The 18827-nt window shown below is 68.5% G+C and carries 10 protein-coding genes and 1 other RNA gene; 6 read left to right on the forward strand and 5 right to left on the reverse strand.

Features of this window, described 5'->3' with window-relative positions; translation table 11 throughout:
• Positions 1–15 precede the first annotated feature (15 nt).
• Genes ACZ5J1_RS08785 through ACZ5J1_RS08795 form a run of 3 tightly spaced genes read left to right on the forward strand, consistent with a single transcriptional unit; the run spans position 16 to position 3615 of the window.
• Complete coding sequence (locus ACZ5J1_RS08785; RefSeq protein ID WP_464564443.1) at positions 16–2340, forward strand: putative bifunctional diguanylate cyclase/phosphodiesterase; 2325 nt, start codon at positions 16–18, stop codon at positions 2338–2340.
• 47 nt (positions 2341–2387) lie between these two features.
• The gene (locus ACZ5J1_RS08790; RefSeq protein WP_464564445.1) at positions 2388–2756 is read left to right on the forward strand and encodes a DoxX family protein; all 369 of its coding nucleotides are present in this window, start codon (positions 2388–2390) and stop codon (positions 2754–2756) included.
• A 10-nt stretch (positions 2757–2766) separates the two neighbouring features.
• Positions 2767–3615 carry an ATP-grasp domain-containing protein gene (locus tag ACZ5J1_RS08795; RefSeq protein ID WP_464564447.1) on the forward strand — a complete coding sequence of 283 codons (849 nt, stop codon included), beginning with the start codon at positions 2767–2769 and terminating at the stop codon, positions 3613–3615.
• Between the two features lie 15 nt (positions 3616–3630).
• Here ACZ5J1_RS08795 and ACZ5J1_RS08800 read toward each other — a convergent pair whose 3' ends face one another.
• Both ACZ5J1_RS08800 and ACZ5J1_RS08805 read right to left on the reverse strand, forming a co-directional pair.
• A complete protein-coding gene (locus tag ACZ5J1_RS08800) occupies positions 3631–4026 on the reverse strand; it encodes a hypothetical protein (protein WP_464564449.1) in 396 nt (131 codons plus the stop codon).
• Positions 4027–4111: 85 nt separating this feature from the next.
• Positions 4112–5218, reverse strand: coding sequence for a ScyD/ScyE family protein (locus ACZ5J1_RS08805; protein WP_464564451.1), 1107 nt, complete (start codon positions 5216–5218; stop codon positions 4112–4114).
• Between the two features lie 166 nt (positions 5219–5384).
• On the opposite strand from ACZ5J1_RS08805, the gene rnpB reads away from it, so the two are divergent.
• Positions 5385–5758, forward strand: an RNA gene (gene rnpB / locus ACZ5J1_RS08810) — RNase P RNA component class A.
• A 368-nt stretch (positions 5759–6126) separates the two neighbouring features.
• Here rnpB and ACZ5J1_RS08815 read toward each other — a convergent pair.
• Positions 6127–9612 carry a DUF7507 domain-containing protein gene (locus tag ACZ5J1_RS08815; RefSeq protein WP_464564453.1) on the reverse strand — a complete coding sequence of 1162 codons (3486 nt, stop codon included), beginning with the start codon at positions 9610–9612 and terminating at the stop codon, positions 6127–6129.
• Positions 9613–10270: 658 nt separating this feature from the next.
• Here ACZ5J1_RS08815 and ACZ5J1_RS08820 point away from each other — a divergent pair.
• Positions 10271–10840, forward strand: coding sequence for a dihydrofolate reductase family protein (locus tag ACZ5J1_RS08820; RefSeq protein ID WP_464564455.1), 570 nt, complete (start codon positions 10271–10273; stop codon positions 10838–10840).
• Between the two features lie 208 nt (positions 10841–11048).
• Here the strand turns inward: ACZ5J1_RS08820 and ACZ5J1_RS08825 are convergent, their stop codons facing one another.
• Positions 11049–11501, reverse strand: coding sequence for an SRPBCC family protein (locus ACZ5J1_RS08825; protein WP_464564457.1), 453 nt, complete (start codon positions 11499–11501; stop codon positions 11049–11051).
• Positions 11502–11814: 313 nt separating this feature from the next.
• Here ACZ5J1_RS08825 and ACZ5J1_RS08830 point away from each other — a divergent pair, with 313 nt between their 5' ends.
• Positions 11815–12036 carry a hypothetical protein gene (locus ACZ5J1_RS08830; RefSeq protein WP_464564458.1) on the forward strand — a complete coding sequence of 74 codons (222 nt, stop codon included), beginning with the start codon at positions 11815–11817 and terminating at the stop codon, positions 12034–12036.
• A 31-nt stretch (positions 12037–12067) separates the two neighbouring features.
• Here ACZ5J1_RS08830 and ACZ5J1_RS08835 read toward each other — a convergent pair whose 3' ends face one another.
• On the reverse strand, positions 12068–18694 hold the full coding sequence (locus ACZ5J1_RS08835) for a papain-like cysteine protease family protein (RefSeq protein ID WP_464564459.1): 6627 nt from the start codon (positions 18692–18694) through the stop codon (positions 12068–12070).
• Between the last annotated feature and the right edge of the window lie 133 nt (positions 18695–18827).

Consider the following 18827-nt stretch of genomic DNA (forward strand, 5'->3'; position numbering starts at 1 on the left):
AGGCAGACTGCCGCCGTGGAGCAGAGCGTGGCGCGGAGGTGGCGCTACCACCTCGTCGTGCTCGCGAGCGGCCTGGCTGTCTTCGCGGCCGCCGCGCTCTATGTCCTGAGCACCGGGATCCGCGACGAGTTCATCGTCTCGACCTTGATCGGCGTCCCGCTGATCGCCATCGTCGCCCGCTTCCCGATGATCCTGGACAGCGGCGCCGGCGGGATCGAGGTCGGGTACGACTCCAGCATCCTGATCTTCCTGCTGTGCACCGTGAACGACTCCGAAGCGCTCGTCACGTGGTCGATCGGCGTCCTGCTGACCCAGCTGACCACCCAGAAACCGGCGATCTCGAAGGCCTTCAACATCGGGGTCGGGATCCTCTCCGGCGGTCTGGCCGCGATGGTCTACACGCTCGCCGCCAACGGGCAGAGCGGCACACCGCGCGAGCTGTGGGCCGTCCTGCTCGCCGCCGGGGCGTACTTCGTCGTCGACTTCGTGCTCTCGGCGATCTCGATCTCGATCGCGTCGAAGACGAGCATCCGCCGCGAGCTGGTCCAGCCCGGGACCTTGGTGGCGGTGGCCTGCTTCGTCACGTTCGACTCGCTGGGCTACCTGGGCGCGGTCGTGCTCCGGTCCACGCCCTGGTGGACGGTCACGCTGCTCGCCGTCCCCCTGGTGACGCTGCTGGTCGCGACCCGGGCGGTCACCCGGGGCCGGGAGAACGCGCGCCGGCTGCGGGTGCTCTTCTCCGCCGCCGTGCAGGCCCAGTCCCACGTCGACCGCCGGTCCGTCGAGGAGGCGCTGATCCGCGACGCCCAGTCGGTGCTGCTGCTGCCGGACGTGCGACTCCTGCCAGAGGCTCCGCTGCTGGGCGAGCTCGCCGTGCCGATCCAGCTCGGCGAGGACCACGAGTGGCTGGTCGCCCGCTCCCGCGACCGGGCCCGGGCCACCACGGCGAGCGACGAGCAGGCGCTCCTGGCGCTCGGCGCGGTGGCCTCGGACGCCGTCGCTCGGTTGGACCTGACCAACGAGATGGTCCACATCGCGCGGCACGATCCCCTGACCGACCTGCCGAACCGCGGCATCCTGCTCGACCGGCTCACCCGCGCCCTCGCCATGCAGCACGGCATCCCGGTGGCGCTGGTCTTCCTCGACCTCGACGGCTTCAAGCCGATCAACGACCGGTTCGGTCACGCCGCGGGTGACCAGGCGCTGGTGCAGCTGGCCGCGCGGCTCGAGGCGTGCGTGCGCCCCAGCGACACGGTCGCCCGGCTCGGTGGGGACGAGTTCGCGATCCTGCTCGAGGACGTCGAGAGCGACCGGATCCCGCTGTTGGCCGAACGCGTGCTGCGGGCCGTCAGTCAGCCGCTCACCGTCGCGCGGCACCACGTCACCGTGACCGCCAGCGTCGGGCTCGCCTTCGGCACCGCCGGGGACAGCGCGACCTCGGTGCTCGGCAAGGCCGACCTGGCGATGTACGAGGCGAAGGCGCGGGGCAAGGCCACCTGGGTCCAGTACACGGACGGGATGAGCGAGGCCCGCCGAGAACGGCTCGATCTCGTCGACGACCTCCGCGCCTCGGTGCGCTCCGGCGGCATCGGGGTGGTCTTCCAACCGCTGGTGTGCGTGAAGTCCGGCCACGTCGTGGCCGTCGAAGCGCTTGCGCGGTGGAACCGCAACGGCGTGCCGGTGCCCCCCGACGTCTTCATCGCTGCCGCCGAGGAGACGGGCCTGATCGTCGCGCTCGGGGCGGGCGTCATGCACCAGGTCTCCCTCGCCGCGCCGACCCTGCGCGCCGCCGCGAACGGGCAACCGCTCTCCGTCAACGTCAACATCTCGGCGGCCGAGCTCCGCGACCCGGGCTTCATCACGACGGTGGAGCGCACCTCCAAAGCGCTAGGCGACATGGAGCTGGTCCTCGAGATCACCGAACGCCAAGGCGTCGAGCTCGACGAGGAGATCCTGCTCGCGATGCACGCGATCACCGAGATGGGCGTCGCCTTCGCGATCGACGACTTCGGGGTCGGCTTCTCCTCGATCAGCTACCTCAAGAACCTGCCGGCGAAGATCCTGAAGATCGATGCCTCCCTGACTGAGGACATCGACAGCGACCTCCGCGCCCGAGCGCTGCTCGGCTCGGTGATCCTGATGGCCCGGTCGATGGACTTCGAGGCCGTCATCGAGGGCATCGAGCGCGAGGACCAGCTCGCCGTGCTGCGCCAGGACGCGCCGTTCGCCCGCGCCCAGGGCTACCTGATGCACCGTCCGATGCCGCTCTCCGACCTGGCCCGCGTCCTCGGTCGCGAGCGCGGCAGCCGCAGCTCCAACGGTCTCGCCCCGCGCGTCTGACGCCGAGGTGCTCGGCACGGGCACCGGTTTGCGCCACACTCGTCACCATGGAGATCGCCTACTGGATCGTGGCGGGACTGCTGGCCCTGTTCTACGCCTACTCCGGCACGATGAAGCTCACCCGATCGCAGGAGCAGCTCGCCCCGATGATGTCGTGGGCCGGGACGACCATCCCCATGTCCGGCGTTCGTGGCATCGGGCTGCTCGAGGTCGTCGGCGCGATCGCCCTGATCGTGCCGCCGCTGTTCGACATCCACCCGGATCTCGCGATCGCCTCGGCGTTCTGCCTGACCGTGCTGCAGGTGCTGGCCGCGCTCTTCCACCTGTTCCGCCGCGAGGCCAAGCTCGCCCAGCTCAACCTGGTCCTGATCGTGCTCTCGGTGCTGGTCGCTTGGCTCGCCACGTCCGTCGTCTGACCCGACCCCGATGACACGGGTGCTGCTGGCGACCTCACGCGACTGGCCGAGCGGAGAGCCCGGCCACGAGGCGTTGGATCGGGAGCTGGCCGCCCGCGACATCGACGCGCGCTGGGTGATCTGGAACGACCCCGCCGTCGCGTGGGAGGACGCGGCCCTCGTCGCCGTACGTTCGCCGTGGGACTACATGGACCGGCTGCCCGAATTCCTGGCGTGGAGTGCGCGGGTCGAAGGCCTCGGGGTGCCCGTGCTGCACGGCAGCACCGTGTTCGCCTGGAACACCGACAAGACCTACCTGCTCGAGCTCTCCGCTGCCGGCGTCCCGACGGTCCCGACGCTCGTCGCCAGCACCGAGGCCGAGGCGCGGACGGCTGTTGCCGCGCCGGGCGGCTGGATGGTGAAACCTCCCGTGGGGGCTGGGGGCGTCGGCGCCACGGCCGTCCGTGCCGGGACCACCTGGGTCCCGGCGACCACCGGCCCGTGGCTCGTCCAGCCGCTGGTCGAGAGCGTCCGCACCGAGGGCGAGACCTCCGTGTTCATCATCGACGGCGCCGTCGTGTCCCAGCTGCGCAAGACTCCAGCGGGCGATGAGTTCCGGGTCAACGAGCTGTACGGCGGCACGGTTGCCCCCGTCCCCCAGACCGCCGAGGCGCGTGACCTCGCGCTCCAGGCGTACGCCGCCACCGAGGCGATCCTCGCGACGACGCTGTCCTACGCCCGGATCGACCTGCTCCGCCACCACGGACAGCTCCTGGTGACCGAGGTCGAGATCACCGAGCCGGGGCTCTACCTCGACGTGCTGCCCGCCAACGCGGTGCCGTTCGTCGACATGCTCGAGCGACGGCTCGGCCGGCCATAGGGAGCGGGAGGCCCGTCAGCGCAGTTCCTTGCTGCTCCGGCGGGTCGACATCGCCGTTCGCCCCTGCTGGCTCCACGTGCAGTCAGAGTTCAACCGCTGCTCGTTGTAGACAAGGCCCGCGAGGATGCCAAGGTAGATCATCCCGCGCGGCGACATCTCGCCCTCGAACTCACCGCCGGGGATGAACGCGAGAGCCGTTCCCAAGGCGAAAAAGCCCGCGAACAGGAGGAGCCGGTCCGCCAGAGGGCGCGGGTAGGCCTGGTACCAGAGCCAGCCGATCACGATCCCACCCACGCCGAAGACGCCGACGGCCCGGGTTTCACCGATCGCGTCGGTCAGCCACGACTCGAGTCCACCGAGGAGCGACACACTCAGCCACACGCCGATCCAGGCGAACCGTCCATCTCGCACGCCGCCCAGTATCCCGTGTCCGTGCGGCCGCGGGGGACGGAACAGGGGTGAACCCCTCGCGGAGCTCACCCCTGTGTCGTGGCGATCAGTAACGGACCAGACGTCCTCCCGGAGGCGTGTCAGGGTTCTCCTCGTCGGGCCCGATGAGCGCGTCGACGGTCGCGTACAGGTGGTTCCTGCTCCACTCCAGAGCGGCCGGCATGTTCACCTCGACGAACGGCACCGCGGTGCTCGTGCCGCGCTTGATCTTCACGATCGAGCCGCCGAAGAGCTGCGAGACGTACAGGTCACCACGCGGAGAGGCGGCGATCCCGACCGGCGCGAACAGGCCCTCGGTCACGGTCTGCACGCCACCCCACCAGGAGATCTTGTGGACGGCACCGAGCGGCATCTGCTCCCCCAGGCCACCGCCTTCGGTGGTCACGTAGAGCCGCCCGTGCTTGCCGAGCGCGACGTCGGTGGGCACCGACTCGCCGTAGTACGTCTGACCGACGACACAGTCGGGCAGGCCCATCCCTGCAGCGAGCTCGGCCGTGATCAGCGCAGGCGCGGGCGGGGTGACGGCGACGGTGCGGAGTCGCCCGTGCCGCGAGAGCGACAGGACAGCGTTCATGCCGGCGTCAGCGATCAGGATCCCGCCGCGCTTGGTCTGAAGCGTGGCGTAGGGGTGCGAGTCGGGCAGACCGGTGTACGTCGGCGGGCCGAACTGGTCGGCGGGCCACTGGGCTGCGCACTCATCGGAGATGTCACGGAGTCCGTAGGTGATCACCGAGTCGGGGTTCTTCTTGTTCTCGAAGGCTCGGACGTTGGCCAGGGTCTTGACCTTGCCGGACCGGGTGATCGTCTTGATCCAGGAGTCGGTCGGCCCGGCCTCGCCGCCGGCGGTCTCGGAGAAGACGATGCGGCCGTTGCGGACCGACACGGCCCCGACCTCGTTGCCGCCCTCGGCGGTGTAGATCACCTTCGGGGCCTTGCCCTTCCGGATCTTGACCAACGAGCTGGCGAAGTTCTGGGTGACGTACGCCGTCCCGTCGCTGTCGATCGCGGCGGTGAGCGGGCTGATCAGCCCGCTGGCGAGGGTCGTGGGTTCGGGGCTGGGTGGGTAGGCCTTGCCTGCGGATGCGGGATCCGGCGTGAGGAGCGGAGTGAGTGCGGCTCCGGCAAGCGCGAGCGCCGCCACGGCGCCTGTCACCCGGGACTTTCGTTTGAACTGTCGATTGGTTTCCATTCTGTTCTCCCAAGATGGTTTCGGACTTCCACCATCACCCCGCCCTCCGGCAATGTCACGGCTGGTTAGCCGACCTATCCACCCGCGACTTCTCCCCCACGTCGCCGTCCACTACGGTGGCGATGCGTGACGGGCTGGCCGGGCGATCGCGTCACTCACCCTCGGGTGGGTGTCGAGGAAAGTCCGGGCTCCACAGGGCAGGGTGATGGCTAACCGCCATCCGGGGTAACTCGCGGGACAGTGCCACAGAGAACAGACCGCCTCACCGATTCGTCGGCGAGGTAAGGGTGAAACGGTGAGGTAAGAGCTCACCAGCGGCCCAGGTGACTGGGCCGGCTAGGTAAACCCCACCCGGAGCAAGACCAGACAGTGCTCATCGAAGCGGCCCGCTGAGAGCACGGGTAGGTTGCTGGAGGCCGCCGGCAACGGCGGTCCGAGATGGATGATCGCCCATCTCCGCTTCGGCGGGGAGGACAAAACCCGGCTTACGGGCCAGCCCGTCACGCACAAGCCTGTGACCTGCGGATATGCCATTTTCAACGGAGTTTAGTCCGCACCTAGTCCGCAAGAGAACCCGCCAAGCCTCGGCGATGACCACCACGGAGCGGCATCGAAAGACCCAGTACTCGGCTCTGAGAGCCCTCCGCCCGAAGTGCTGAGCTGCAGATCAGTGTGTGATCGTCCCGAGCGAACGGCGCAGGACGCCACGAGTGTCGAGGACGAGGTTGGCGCTTGACGCCAGCCAGCACAGCTCAAGGGTGCGATGAGCCTGGCGCGCCGTCGACCACGTCCGTGGCCCAGTGCCTTCGATCGTCCCCCGAAAGGCTGGAGACTCGGCCCACGCACCGTTCGCGGTGCGTGGGGTTAGATTTTCAGTGGCGCTCTCCACGATGCTTTCCGGACGCGTTCCTTGGAGTCCCTCGGTGACCGCTGTGGATCAGGGCGCCTCCCGTGATGAGCAGCAGGAGCGCCAACGGCGCGGTCCACGCGCTGAGCGGTGAGCCGGTGCCACCGAGGTCGTCCGAGCCGTTACCGGCGCCGGTGTCCCCGGTGAGGGGCTCCGGGACCGGTGGGGTCAGTGTCGTCGGGGCGACATTGGCGGTCGACGGATCGGAGCGGGTCGGTGGGCCGCTCGGCGGCGTGCCCGTGGCCGTGGCGGTGTTGGTCAGCCGGGGCAGCAACAGGTCGGCCGAGGTCACGGCGTACGTCGCGGTGCAGTTCATCGCCGCGCCCTGGGCGAGTGACGTCTGGGGGCAGGTGATCGCCGAGAGCTGGCCGGACCCGTTGAAGGCGCCCTCCTCGACCGTCACGTCAGCGAGTTCGGTCGTGCCCGTGTTGACTACATGGAAGGTGTAGGTCACGACGTCCCCGACCGCGCTGACCACCTGGGGTTGAGCGGACTTGGCGACCGTGATCGCTGGCGAGCCCGGGGTGTCGACCACGGCGTCGTCGGGTGGAGAGACCACCGGGTTGCCGCCCGGGTCGTCACCGGTGGCGTGCCCGACGTTCGTGATCTCACCGGCCGTGATGTCGGCCGTGGTGACGGTGTAGGTCGCCGTGCAGGTCGTTGATGCCTCGGGCGCGAGGGTGGTCGCCGCGCAGACGGCCGTCGCCAGGGTGCCGGTGCCGGTGAAGGAGTCCTCCGCGATCGTGAGGTCGTCGATGGTGACGTTGCCGCCGTTGGTCACGGTGTAGGTGTAGGTGACGGTGTCGCCTGCCGCGGTGACGCTGGTCGGGGTGGCGGTCTTGGTCAGGGTGAGCACGGCGTTCTCCGGGGCGGTCACGGTCGCGTCGTCCTCGTTGGAGACGACGTCGCCCCCGGCGGGGTTGGTGCCACCGGCCTGGGCGATGTTGTCGATCCGGCCGGAGTCGATGTCGGCCTGGGTGACCGTGTACGACGCTGTGCAGGTGGTGTTGGCGCCGGCGGCGAGGGTGGTCACCGGGCAGGTCGCGACGGGCGTGGCCCCTGTCCCGGTGAAGCTCAGCTCAGTGATCGCCAGTCCTGTCACGGTCTGGTTGCCTCCGTTGGTGACCAGGAAGCTATAGCTGATCGTGCCGCCGGCGGAGCTGACCGTCGTCGGGTCGGCGGTCTTGACCAGGGTCAGCGACTGCACCGGAACGACGCCGACGAGAGCGTCGTCGGTGTTGCTGAGGACCGCGTCGTTGTTGTCCGGTCGGCGCCCTTGCGCGTGCGCGGCGTTGGTGATCTGGCCGGCGTCGATGTCGGCCTGGGTGACGGCGTAGAGACCCTGGCAGGTGGTCGACTCCGTCGGGGCGAGGGAGAGGACCGGGCACGACACCACGGGATGGGTCCCCGATCCGGAGAAGGAGTCCTCCTCGATCGACAGGCTGTCCAGCGTGATGTTGCCGTCGTTGGTGACGGCGAAGGTGTAGGTGACCTGGTCCCCTGCCGCCGACACCGTGGTCGGGTCGGCGTTCTTGATCAGGGTCAGGTGCGGGCTCTGCACGACGTCGACGACGGCGTCGTCGGGCGGGGAGTCGACCGGGCCGCCGCCGGGATCGGTGCCGCTCGCGGTGGCGGTGTTGGCCAGCGGGTCACCGGCGTCGAGGTCGGCCTGGGTGACGGCGTACGTCGCGGTGCAGGTGGCCTGCTGCCCGGCGATCAGGGTGGTGCGGTCGCAGCTGGGGGTACCGATCGTCCCGGACCCGGTGAAGGAGTCCTCGGCGATGGCGAGCCCGCTGATCGTGACGTTGCCGGTGTTGGTGACGACGAACGTGTACGTGATCTGCTGCCCGGCTTGGATCGCGACGGCTGGTGTGGCCGACTTGTCCAGGGTGAGCTCAGGGGCCGGGTCGCTCGGGATCTCGGTGCTGTCGTCGTTGGAGTCGACCGGGTCACCGCCGGGGTCGCTGCCCGTCGCCCGGGCGGTGTTGGTCAGGACTCCTGCGTCGACGTCGGCCTGGGTGACGACATAGGTCGCGGTGCAGGTGGTCTGAGCGCGCGCCGCGAGGGTGGTGACCGGGCACGAGGCGGCGCCGAGGGTGCCGGTGCCGGAGAAGGCGACCTCGGTGATCGCCAGGTTCGTGACGGGGACGTTCCCAGCGTTGGTGACGACGAAGGAGTAAGTGAGCGTGCGTCCGACGGTGAACGACGCGGCGTCCGACGGGGCCACCGACTTGGCCAACGTGAGGGCAGGATTCGCCGCGTCGGGGGTGTTGGTGACGGTGCAGACGTAGTCGTTCCCCACGCCGATCGGGAGGCTCCAGACGTTGATCCCCGACGACCGCTCCGCGGCCGGGGTCCCGTCGACGGTGCAGGACAGGGCGCCGGTGTAGTCGGTGCCGAGCGAGGTCGAGCCGGCGGCCAGCTCGTCGGTGATCAGGTACGTCGCGCCGCGCTCGACCGGGTAGGCCGTCGACGTGACGCTGGTCTGCGTGCCGGTGGTGGTCACGTCGGTGACGGTCGTACCGGTGCCGTCGCGGAGCGCGACGTGGAACTGGTCGGCCGGGACCAGCCGGCCGCCGACCAGCTTGCGGACCGTCACCGTCGGGATGATCGCGGAGCGGCAGCGCGCCCCGTCATTGGAGGTGGCGGCGACGCCGACGGCGAGCTGGATGGTTTCGAGCGTGGCGGGGTCGATCCGGTAGATGTTGCCGCCCTGGTTGCGCGAGACGTAGAGGTAGGTGCCGTCGCTGTAGATCGCGCCGAAGGTCGAGCCCGACACCGTGCCGGCGAGGATGCCCAGGTTGGTGAAGGTGTGCGTGGTCAGGTTGAACGACACCAGTCGGGCAGCACCCGTTCCCGCAGAGGTCGGGGCGACGCCGTAGAGGACTCCGTTCACGAACGCCCAGTCCCCCGGAAGGATCAGGTTCGCGGGCGCGGGAGTGATCCCGGAGGCCAGCGTTCGGGTGTACGTCGGCGAGGCCGGGTTGACGTCGATCTCGAGCCAGCGCCCGGTCTGGTTATCCATGATCCAGAGCCGACCCGAGTCGTCGATCTCACCGACGTTGTAGTCGATCCCACGGAACGCGGTCGGGGTCGCGGCTGGGACGCCGAGGTTGATCAGCGAGAGGTCGGAGCTGATCCGGTTGAGGGTGTCGGTCTGCAGGTTCCAGGCGTACATGTAGTTGTCGAGCGGGTTGTAGGCGACGGCGTTGACCAGGTTGGCGGTGGTGCCGACATTGGTCGACTCACCGGTGAGCAGGTTGACCGATTGCACCAGGTGGGGCGCCGCAGTGTTGTTCGGCGACTGGAACAGGTACGCCGCATCACCGCAGGTCCACGGGACGTCGGCCGCGAGCGACGGGGCCGGAGCGGCGACCTGGAGGAACAGCCCTCCGCTGATCGCGAGCGTGAGCGCGGCCATGCCGCGGAGGACGTTCCGGAGTACCTGCATCAGCGATCCACCCAGCCCGAGAGACCGCCGAGTGTGGGGCTCAGCGGACCGTGCCGAGGGTTGCGCCGATGGCGCGCTCCTGAGCCTGGCCTACCCAGCGTGACCCAGGCCACATCACCGCGTCAACCGGGAGCCAGCATCGAATGAGTCCGTGTCGAAGGAAAGCCGCGCCCCCACAGGCGGCCGACCCCAATAGCGGTTACCCGTGTTGAGCACAGGGCTTCCTCATTCGTCTCGTGCGGACCCCAGGCGCTTGCCCTGAACCAAACGAGCAGATCAGAAGCTAGTGACCTCTGCCCTGCGGCTTCTTCCAACGTGTGGAGGTGAGGGGACTCGAACCCCTGACCGCCTGGAGGAATTTTGGGGGTTTCAGCGAGTACCGAGAAGCACGGTCGAATCACCGTTTGCCCTTATTTTTGAGGGGAAACGGCTGTTTCTCTCTTTGACGATCATACCCGACCGATGACGAGTGATTCGGTCTGAAAGTGGCCAGTAAAGGGTCAACTTTTGAGGGACTCACCCGTTGGGTCACCTTGCCCGGACGACAGAGCTAGCTACAGCACGTGGCCAACCCAACAGTCAGCCCGACCATCGCATTCGCCCGGGACGCGCGGCGGCATCAGGTGGAGAATGGACGGTCCACGGACTGAGGAGTGTCATGCCTGAACTGGTCGTCGACTTCATCACCTCCCTCGATGGGTACGCATCCGCTGAAGGCTGGCCCGGCTGGTGGGGCCTGGAGGGACCGGAGTACCTCTCCTGGCTCGGCGAGAGCCCCGAGAAGGACTACCTGGTGCTCATGGGCGCGAACACGTACCGCCTCATGCACGGCTTCGCGAAGGGTGGCGAACCGGGGACGGACATGTTGGGAGCGTTGTCCAAGATCGTCTTCTCCAGCACGTTGACTCAACCCCTGGAGTGGTCGAACTCGACCTTGGTCGCAGGCGACGCCGTCGCGGCTGTGCGGACGATGAAGGAGACCGGCACCAGGTCCATGCGCACCATCGGCAGCCTGTCGTTGAGCCGGTCTCTCCTCGAGGCCGGCCTCGTCGATCGGTTCCGCGTGGTCATCTTCCCCGTGATCACCGGGGCGACGGGGGCGGAGCGGATCTACAACGACTATCCCGACGTCGGCCTCGACATGACCGACAGTCGCACCTTCGACGGCCGGATACAGCTGGTCGAGTACACGCCGAGGGTGCTGCACGGCCCACCAGGATCACCCTGAGCCTCGAGCCAGTTCACGACATTTACCGGTCGCGCATGGCAATAGCTTCGTAGTGAAGTGGCGCGGATTCGGCAAGCGCGCGCATCGCGGCGGCCGGGCCGATCAGTGGTGGAGGCCATCAGCCCGGCTTACAGGCCAGCCCGTCACGCACAGGCCTGGGACCTGCGGAATGGCGTTCCTCCGCAGGTCAGCCGAGTCGGGGATCGACCTAAAGCCCTGTTGCGTCCGCTTCCGCGGCATCCTTCAGGTTCACCAGCGTCGCCTTGATGGCACGCCCCGTCTTCTTGCCGAACAGGGCGTGCAGCGTCCTGCGGCCGACCTTCCCGTAGCGCGACAGGTCCCAGGTCTCGGTGACGTCGGTGGTGCCATCCGAATTCGGCGTGAGGCGATAACGCCACCGGTGGACCCCTCGGTGCCGCCAGGCGATCAACCGGTCCTGCTCGAACTCCACGACCGTGTTCTTCGTCCGGTACGACGCCCCCATCCGCATGGTCATGCCGAACTCGGAGCCGAGCACCAAGCTGTCGGGGCCGTCGATGGTGCCGACCACGTTCCCTGACCCATCGATGCGGGAGTGTTGGCGCGGATCAGCCACGATCGAGAAGATCGTCGATGCTGGCGCTGCGATCGTGATGGTCGCTGATTCGTTGAGGTCGCTCACGCGCCGGATTCTAGGGCCCGAGATCCTGAGGACGAGGCGACCGGCAGGCTCGAGTACGCACTGGCGGTGTGCGAGGCGATGAACAAGGCCCCGGTGCCCTCGATCATCCTGGCGCGGACCCCGCAGCGCGTATTCGCTCAGCCTCGGGAATGAACAGCCGATAGGCACTGTTGAGCCAATGACACTCGACCACCTGTCCGCAGCCTGAACTGCAGAGACGGTGCTGGATCGCGAGGGCCGCGGAGACGCATGGCCCGCCGGGCCTTGTCCCAGCTTGCGAGGGAGTGTCCACCCCGATCACGAAGGAATGACTATGAGTATCCAGCAGTTTTCGACGAACTCCCCCGAGTTCGCACAGGCAGCCCAGGCGCGGTTCGTCGCAGTCCTGACGAAGTCGATCATCGACCTTGAGGACCTCGCCGTTGAGGCGGCGTTCCTCGATGAGCGTCTCGTGAGCGACAAGATCCAGGAGTCCCTGAGCCCCCTCCGCGCCGCGCTGGCCGCAGCTCGAGAGGGCGTCCGCGCCTCCGCCTGAGTCGGTCGCCAAGACACTCCCCCAGCGAGTGCTACACCGACCCGTCGGCCGGGGTCGCGCCGGCTGAGAGCTTGAAGAGCCCGGCGACCGTCGGCTTCGCGGTCGCCCACGAATCGCCGGCGTGCCAGTGGTTGAGGATCGCCGTCGACGCCGCCACCGCGTCCCGTGCGCCCAGGATCGCGTTGAAGGTGTCGATGACGGCCGGATCCGGCCGGGTCGCGACCTTGTCGTACTTGTCGTGATCGGCATGGTTCTGACTGCGGTAGTCGTGGAAGTTCTCCACGTCGGTCCAATGACCGAAGGTGCCGGGCTTGAAGAGGTCGATCACGCCCGGGGTGACCAGGTCACCGGGGTTGGAGAGGGTGCGCTTCACGTGGCCGCGGGCGAACGAGTCCTGCGCCAGGTGCAGCACGGAGCCGATCGCCCGGCGCTTCACGTCGAAGCCGGGGAACTTCGTCCCGTTGCCGAAGAGCTGGGCGAAGGTGGCGGTCCCCTTCGGCTCGGACGCGCCGGTGAAGAAGGTGCCCATCGTGTAGGTGTGCACGGTGCCGCCGGAGTCGGTGTAGGTCGTGCTCGGAGCCGCTGTCCCGACGGCGTCGGTGCCGGAGATCCCGTCGCCGACCGACAGTCGGTACATCACCTCGCACCAGAGCATGATCTTGGCGAGCGTGTCCCCGGGCTCCTCCCCGGCCTTCGGGGCCATCCCGTGCAGGAACTGCAGGTCGAAGAAGTGGGAGCGCCCGATGATGTTCTTCAGGTCGACGGTCGAGGACCCTTCAGCTGACTTGAACCGGGAGAACCACATCAGCCCGGAGGAGAAGTCCCAGTTCGTCGTCCGGTTCTCGTCGAACATGAGCAGCGCCGGGTCGTCGTTGAAGAGCACACCGCGGAGGAACTCGTTGACGGCCAGGTCCGTTCCGACCTTCGTCGTCGCGGGTACGGCGACGGTCGATCGCTGGAGGGCGGCCATGGTGATGAGCTCGTGGACCGGCTCGTTGATGTTGAACGGCCCCTCCACCTGGAAGCCCTCCACCCCGCCCTCGAGGCTCTCGGCGAAGTGCACGATCTGCGGCATCATCGTGGCCGACCTGTTGTCGGTCGCCATCTGTTCGTAAGCCTTGAGGAAGTCGGCGAACGACTCCGACTCCTCCAGTCCGGTGGACGGATTGATGAAGGTGAAGACCGCGTTGAGGTCGTCGACGTCCTTGCCGGTGACCTTGACGAGCACCCGGGCGTGCGGTGAGAACCGTTGGTCGGGGGCAGCGTCGGTGGTGACCCAGACCGGGCCGTACCGCTTCACGAAGTCGACCCACTTCGCGAGCGTGTAGCTGGCCAGCGGCTCCGCCACCATGTGCATCCGCAGCACGAAGTCGTCCTTGTCCGCGGCAGCCAGGCCGGTGTTGGCGGCGAGGATCGCGGCGTACTTCTCCCCGGCCTTGAGGACGGCCTCCTCGGGCGTGACCGGCGTGCCCTTCTTCCAGCCGACGAGCATGGCGGCGACGGTCGCCCAGCACGCCATCGAGGAGGCCTGCTTGAGCTTGGGCACGCCGGTGACCTGCGCCAGCACGTCGCCGGCTCCCCCGCTGCTGATCGAGAGCGACTCGGCGTTGCCCTCGCCGTCGGTGCGGGTCGCCTTGACCTCCTTGCCGGAGGCGGCGGCCTTCACCGCAGCGTCGCTGAGCGGTGTTGCCGTCTGCTTCGCGGTGAGGTCGCTGGCCGCCTTCTGGGTCGCACCGCCGTCGATCTGCTCCTGGAGGTGCTGCTTGACCAACGCGTTGGCGTCGGTGTCGGAGAGCGCCCCCGAGGACCGTGCCTGCTCGATGCTGCCCATGATCTTGTCGCTGTTGCTGGTGTTGTGCGACTGCTTGGCCATCTCCGTGGCCATCTCGGCGAACGCCTTCGCGTTGGCCTGGTTGGAGAGATAGGTCTGCAGCGCGTTGTTCTGGTTGGCCGCCAGCCCGGTGACGTCGCGGAACGCGTCACCTTGGCCGAGCAGCTCACCGAGTCCCGCCAGGCCAGCCGCCGGCGCGGGCAGGCCGGGGGCGGTCTGCACGTTGACCAGCGGCGCGGCGAGCTGCTGCCACGTCGCCTTCCAGTCCTGCACGTCGGGTACGGCGAGGGGGACCTGCTGGATCGGGGTCGGCTCGTCGGTCGTGAAGACCGTCCAGTCCTGAGCCTTGTCGGGCTCGATCTTCTCGCAGGAGTCGCACTGGCCGAGGACCGCCTCGGCGTACACGCCCCGCGTCGGGACACTGACCCGGTAGGGGTCGACCGGCGTGAGGGGCTGGTAGTGCTCGAAGAGGCCGGCGACCTCGTCGCCATCCTCCTCGACGGTGACGAGCGACTGGCTGACCCGATAGCCCGGGGCGACCGGCATGACGAGCGAGTTTCCAGCGATTCCGACGACCTCGTTCTTGACCACCGAGGCCAGGCTGCGCATCCCGGCACCCCCGGCCGGCACGGTGCCGTCGGACTTGTAGGTCTGGATGTCGAACCCGTCGAGGAGCATGAACCGGCGGTCCGGGTCGAGGTTGGCCCAGAGCACCTTGTTGTAGTGCTCGAGGTTGGTGTTGAGGTGCTCGACCAGCGCCGCCGCGAGGTAGCGGTCCTCGCGGCGCGGGTTCCGCTTCTCGTCGGCGCTGATCGGGATGTAGAGCTCGACGCCGTCCAGCAGGTCGTTGCCGATGGAGCCCGCGTACAGGGTGCCGTTGTAGTGCTCGGTCGCGTACGTCATCCGCAGGTCGTCGATGACGGCGGTGACGTAGGGCTTGAGGTCGCGGATCGTGGGGCTGGACTCGGTGAGCCAGATGACCTCGGGCAGCTCGGCGCGGGTGCGGCTCGTCCGTCCGGTCAGGTTGACCGACATCAGCCGCTCGCCGCCCGTGTAGCGGCCGTTGGCGGTGACGTCGAGCGCGAACTCGCTCAGCCGCAGGCCCTCCACCAGCTTGTCGAAGATCAGCGGGGCGATGTCGTTGTTGAAGATCGAGTCCCACTCCGAGATGAGCCGGTCCTTGAAGTAGTAGTCGAGCATCTTGTAGACGCCGAGACCGGCGGAGTCGTCGACGTACCCGAGCAAGCGGGCGTAGAGCTTCCACTGAGCCCGGTCGACGTCGCCCTCGCCGAAGAAGTCCTCGCCGGAGACCACCACCGAGACGGGCGAGGTCATCCAGGGCACGGTGAACTGGATCGTCTCCGGGGTGAAGCGCTTGACCCGGATGCACTGGCGAGGCGGCACGTGCTGGAAGTTGGCGTCCATGCTCATGAAGGCGTCGAAGATCTGTGCCTTGGTCTCGACCATGGCGGTCTTGTACTGAACGTTCGTCCCGGGGGCGCCGGTGAACAGCATCGACAGGCCTCCGGTGATGCCGGCGAGGACCGAGTCGGTGACGAACCTCTTCGCCGAGCCCTGCAGGTCGACCTGGTCGGTCTGCACCTCCTTGAGCACCACGGGCAGGCTGAGGATCCGGTCGTAGCGGGTCTTGGGACGCGGCAGGTTGACCCGCAGGCGCAGGCTCCCCTTCATGAACCGGATCCGCTCCTCGTCGTAGCTGCCCTCGGGGAAGTCGACGTTCGCGTAGTGCGTGGTGATCCGCTTGATCGCGTCGAAGGCGGGCAGCAGCGGGTGCTGGGGCGGCGCGAACGGCAGCAGGACGCGCGGCTTGAGGTACGTCGAGGACGGCACCGGCTTGAGCGCCGGCGCGAGGACGTCACGCCAGGCGGCGATGTTCTCCACCGAGAACCGAGCCAGCGTGAGCGGGACGAAGACGCACTCCTCCACGGAGCTGAGCTCCTGGAAGATCGCGAAGTGCCGCAGGACCTCGAAGTACATCATCGTCATCGAGTGGCAGTGGTTGTGGTTGGCGACGACCTCGCTGGTGACGCCGTACTGCTGCCCCTGTTGGACGGTGGTGACCATCGAGGCGTTGAGCTGCCGGTAGCCCTCGGCGTTCTGCATGATCGACTGCCGCAGGCGCTCGCCGAAGAACTGGGCGACGTCGCGACTGCCGCTCTGGCTCGCGCTGGAGCTGGAGTCGGCGGTGCCGCCTGCCACGCCGATCACGCCGCCCGCCGAGAAGGCGCCCATGGAGCCGCCGGCCGCGAGGCCGCCGCCGGCGCTGACGCCGGAGGTGTGCGCGTTGGACCGGCCGCTGAGCGACTCCGCGATCCCGCCGCCGAGCTGGCTGGTGATGTCGCGCTCGTCGATCAGCCCTGCGGCAAGGCGCTCGGCCTGGGAGAGCTGCTGCTGCTCGGTGCCGAGCAGCGACTGCGCGGCGTCGAAGACGACGATCTCCTTCTTCTGCCCAGGTGCCAGGGGCAGCGAGTAGACCAGGTCGCCCAGGGAGTATCCGTCGGCCTTGAAGAGGACCTTGTAGTGCAGGATGTGGCCGGTCGCGACGCTGACCGCCTGGGAGAACTCGGTCGAGGCCGGCTCGGGCAGGTCACCGTCGGCTTCCTGGGCCTGGAGCTTGCTCACCCAAGGATGCTTCGCGGGATGGGCCGTCCCCCGCACGTGCAGCCGCGGGACCAGCGCTCCACCGCCGGAGGGAAGGGGCACGGACTCCGGCGCACCCTGCCAGTCGATCGGGTCGGCCAGCGAGACCGTCGGCCGCTCGCGTACGCCGGTGGCACGTTGCAGCTCGTAGCGGACCGAGGTTCCGGCCGCGTCGACGGCGGTCGTCAGCAAGGTCTTGAGAGTGAGTGCGCCGGTCTTCACCCCGTCCAAGCCGGAGTACGTCCCCATGTCGTCGACCACCCGTTGAGCCTGGGCTGCGTCGACCAGACCCGCGACCGCTTCCAGGTGTGACCGGGCGGCAGCGAGGCCGTCCAGGATCACACCGGCCGAGGCATTGATCTCTCGCTTCGCGTCGACGACGTGGTCATAGATCCGGTCCAGCCAGGCGCGGGTGTGGGACGACGGCGCGCTGAGCGTCGGATCGAAGACGTCCCGGACCGTGATGACCTGGAGCCGGAAGGCTTCGGCAGCCGCCTTGACCTGCTCCGTCAGCCTCGGGTCGACCGCGTCCAGGGGCAGCTCGTGACGTTCGAGACCATAGGTGGCGACGTCGGGGTCGGAGGTGCGCACGATCGCCTGGTAGCGGAACTCGTTGATGGTCCGGTTGGGCTTGGAGAGGTTGACACAGCCCGTTCCCAGGTCCTGGCTGTAGTCGTCGTTGCCGATCACCTCGGAGAAGTCCGGGACCCGACTCGGGCCGGGTCCGCTTCCGCAGGCACAGCTGCCGTCCGCCTGCCCACCGCAGGGCTTGTCCGGCACCTGCGGGTCGCGGATCGCGAGCCACAGGAAGTCGGTCGAGATGGTCACGTCGCCGGACGCGGCGACGATCGGGATCTCCGCCTCCTCGGCCGGAGCCAGCGAGCAGGTCGCCTTGGCCGCGACGAACGTGCCGAACGGGTAAGGCATGGTGAAGTTGCCGCCCGCGTCGGCGGTGGCTGCACCGACCACGCGCCAGTCGGACTCCTCGTCGGCCTTCGCGCTGATCAGCACCGTGACCTTGGTCGACGGGCAGGTCGTGCCGAGCGTGAGGACCCGACCGCGCAACCGCAGGTTGCGGTCGGTGACGGGCTGCGGCGGCGGCTCGAGGCCACCAGCCTGCTGGCGCGGGACGGCGAGCTCGAGGTTGGCCAGGTTCTCGTCGTCACTGCGGTAGGTCTTGGCGAAGAGGGTGGAGCCGGTGAGCCCGCGGACACTGACCCTGACCGGGCCAGCGACGTTCTGACGGAAGACCGGAGCATCGTCCGCGATCAGGTCGAACGCGACCTTGTCATCGGCGACCTCGACGGACTCGTCGAAGGCGCGGGTCCGGACAACGGCCGCGCCGTCGGCATCGGACCACTCGGCGACGACGCGGAGGGGCGCGAAGTCCTTCGCGACCACGTCCCCCTCACCCCCGGTGACGCCGAGGGTGCCCGCGACCTTGAGGGCGGTCGGTGCGGCGAAGGCCACCGCGATGTCGGTGAGCTTCGGCCAGAACTTCCGCACCCAGGCGAGCGCCTCCTTCGTCTCGCCGGCGATCCGCCCCAGGGTCTCGGCGTCCGGGAGCTGCATGCGCGGCCTGCCGTCGTCCAGGACGGTCGCGAGGCAGAGCATCTGCAAGCGGAGCGAGGCCTGTTCCGGGGCAAGTCCTGAAAGCTCGCTGGTGGCGAGCGCGGCCTCGACGAAGAAGAGCCCAGAAGCACGCTGGGACTTCGCGGACCCGGAGGCGTCGGCCTTGGTCATCGCGGGCTCGGACGCACCGAACGCCAGCAGCTCGGGCCGTCGACCCTCGGGCTGCCCGGGCAGCAGGGCCGGACGGGCAGGCAGGACCAGTGCGGCGACCTCGGTCGTGGCTGCGAGCTGACCACTGCCGGAGCGACACGAGAGCAGGACCCGAGCGGTGAGCGCCTCGAGCGCCGCGTCCTTGATGGCGCCTGCCAGGTACTGCCAGCCCAGTCCGTCCGCGCCGCCGAGGAAGGTGGCGTCAGGGAAGTCGCCGCTGTAGGCCTCATCGACGATGCTCAGCGGCACCGCGGTGGGACTGCCCAGGGAACGGACGAGTCCAGCACCAGCATCGCTGACCTGCCACGACTCGACGCTGGCGAACGCCTGGAAGTCGGGACCGATCGAAGGGTCGACCGACACGGTGTGCTGCAGGACTGGCATGGGTCCCCCTCGGACGCCTCGGCCTCGGGGGGTCCGAGGCCGCAGCCAGCGTGTCCCTCCCCCGCCACGGCGGCGTCACTCCTCCATCACGACTCCGTCACCGGGTCGTCACCCCGGGTTGAGACGTATCGTG

The sequence above is a fragment of the Nocardioides sp. JCM 18999 genome, from assembly GCF_055391175.1.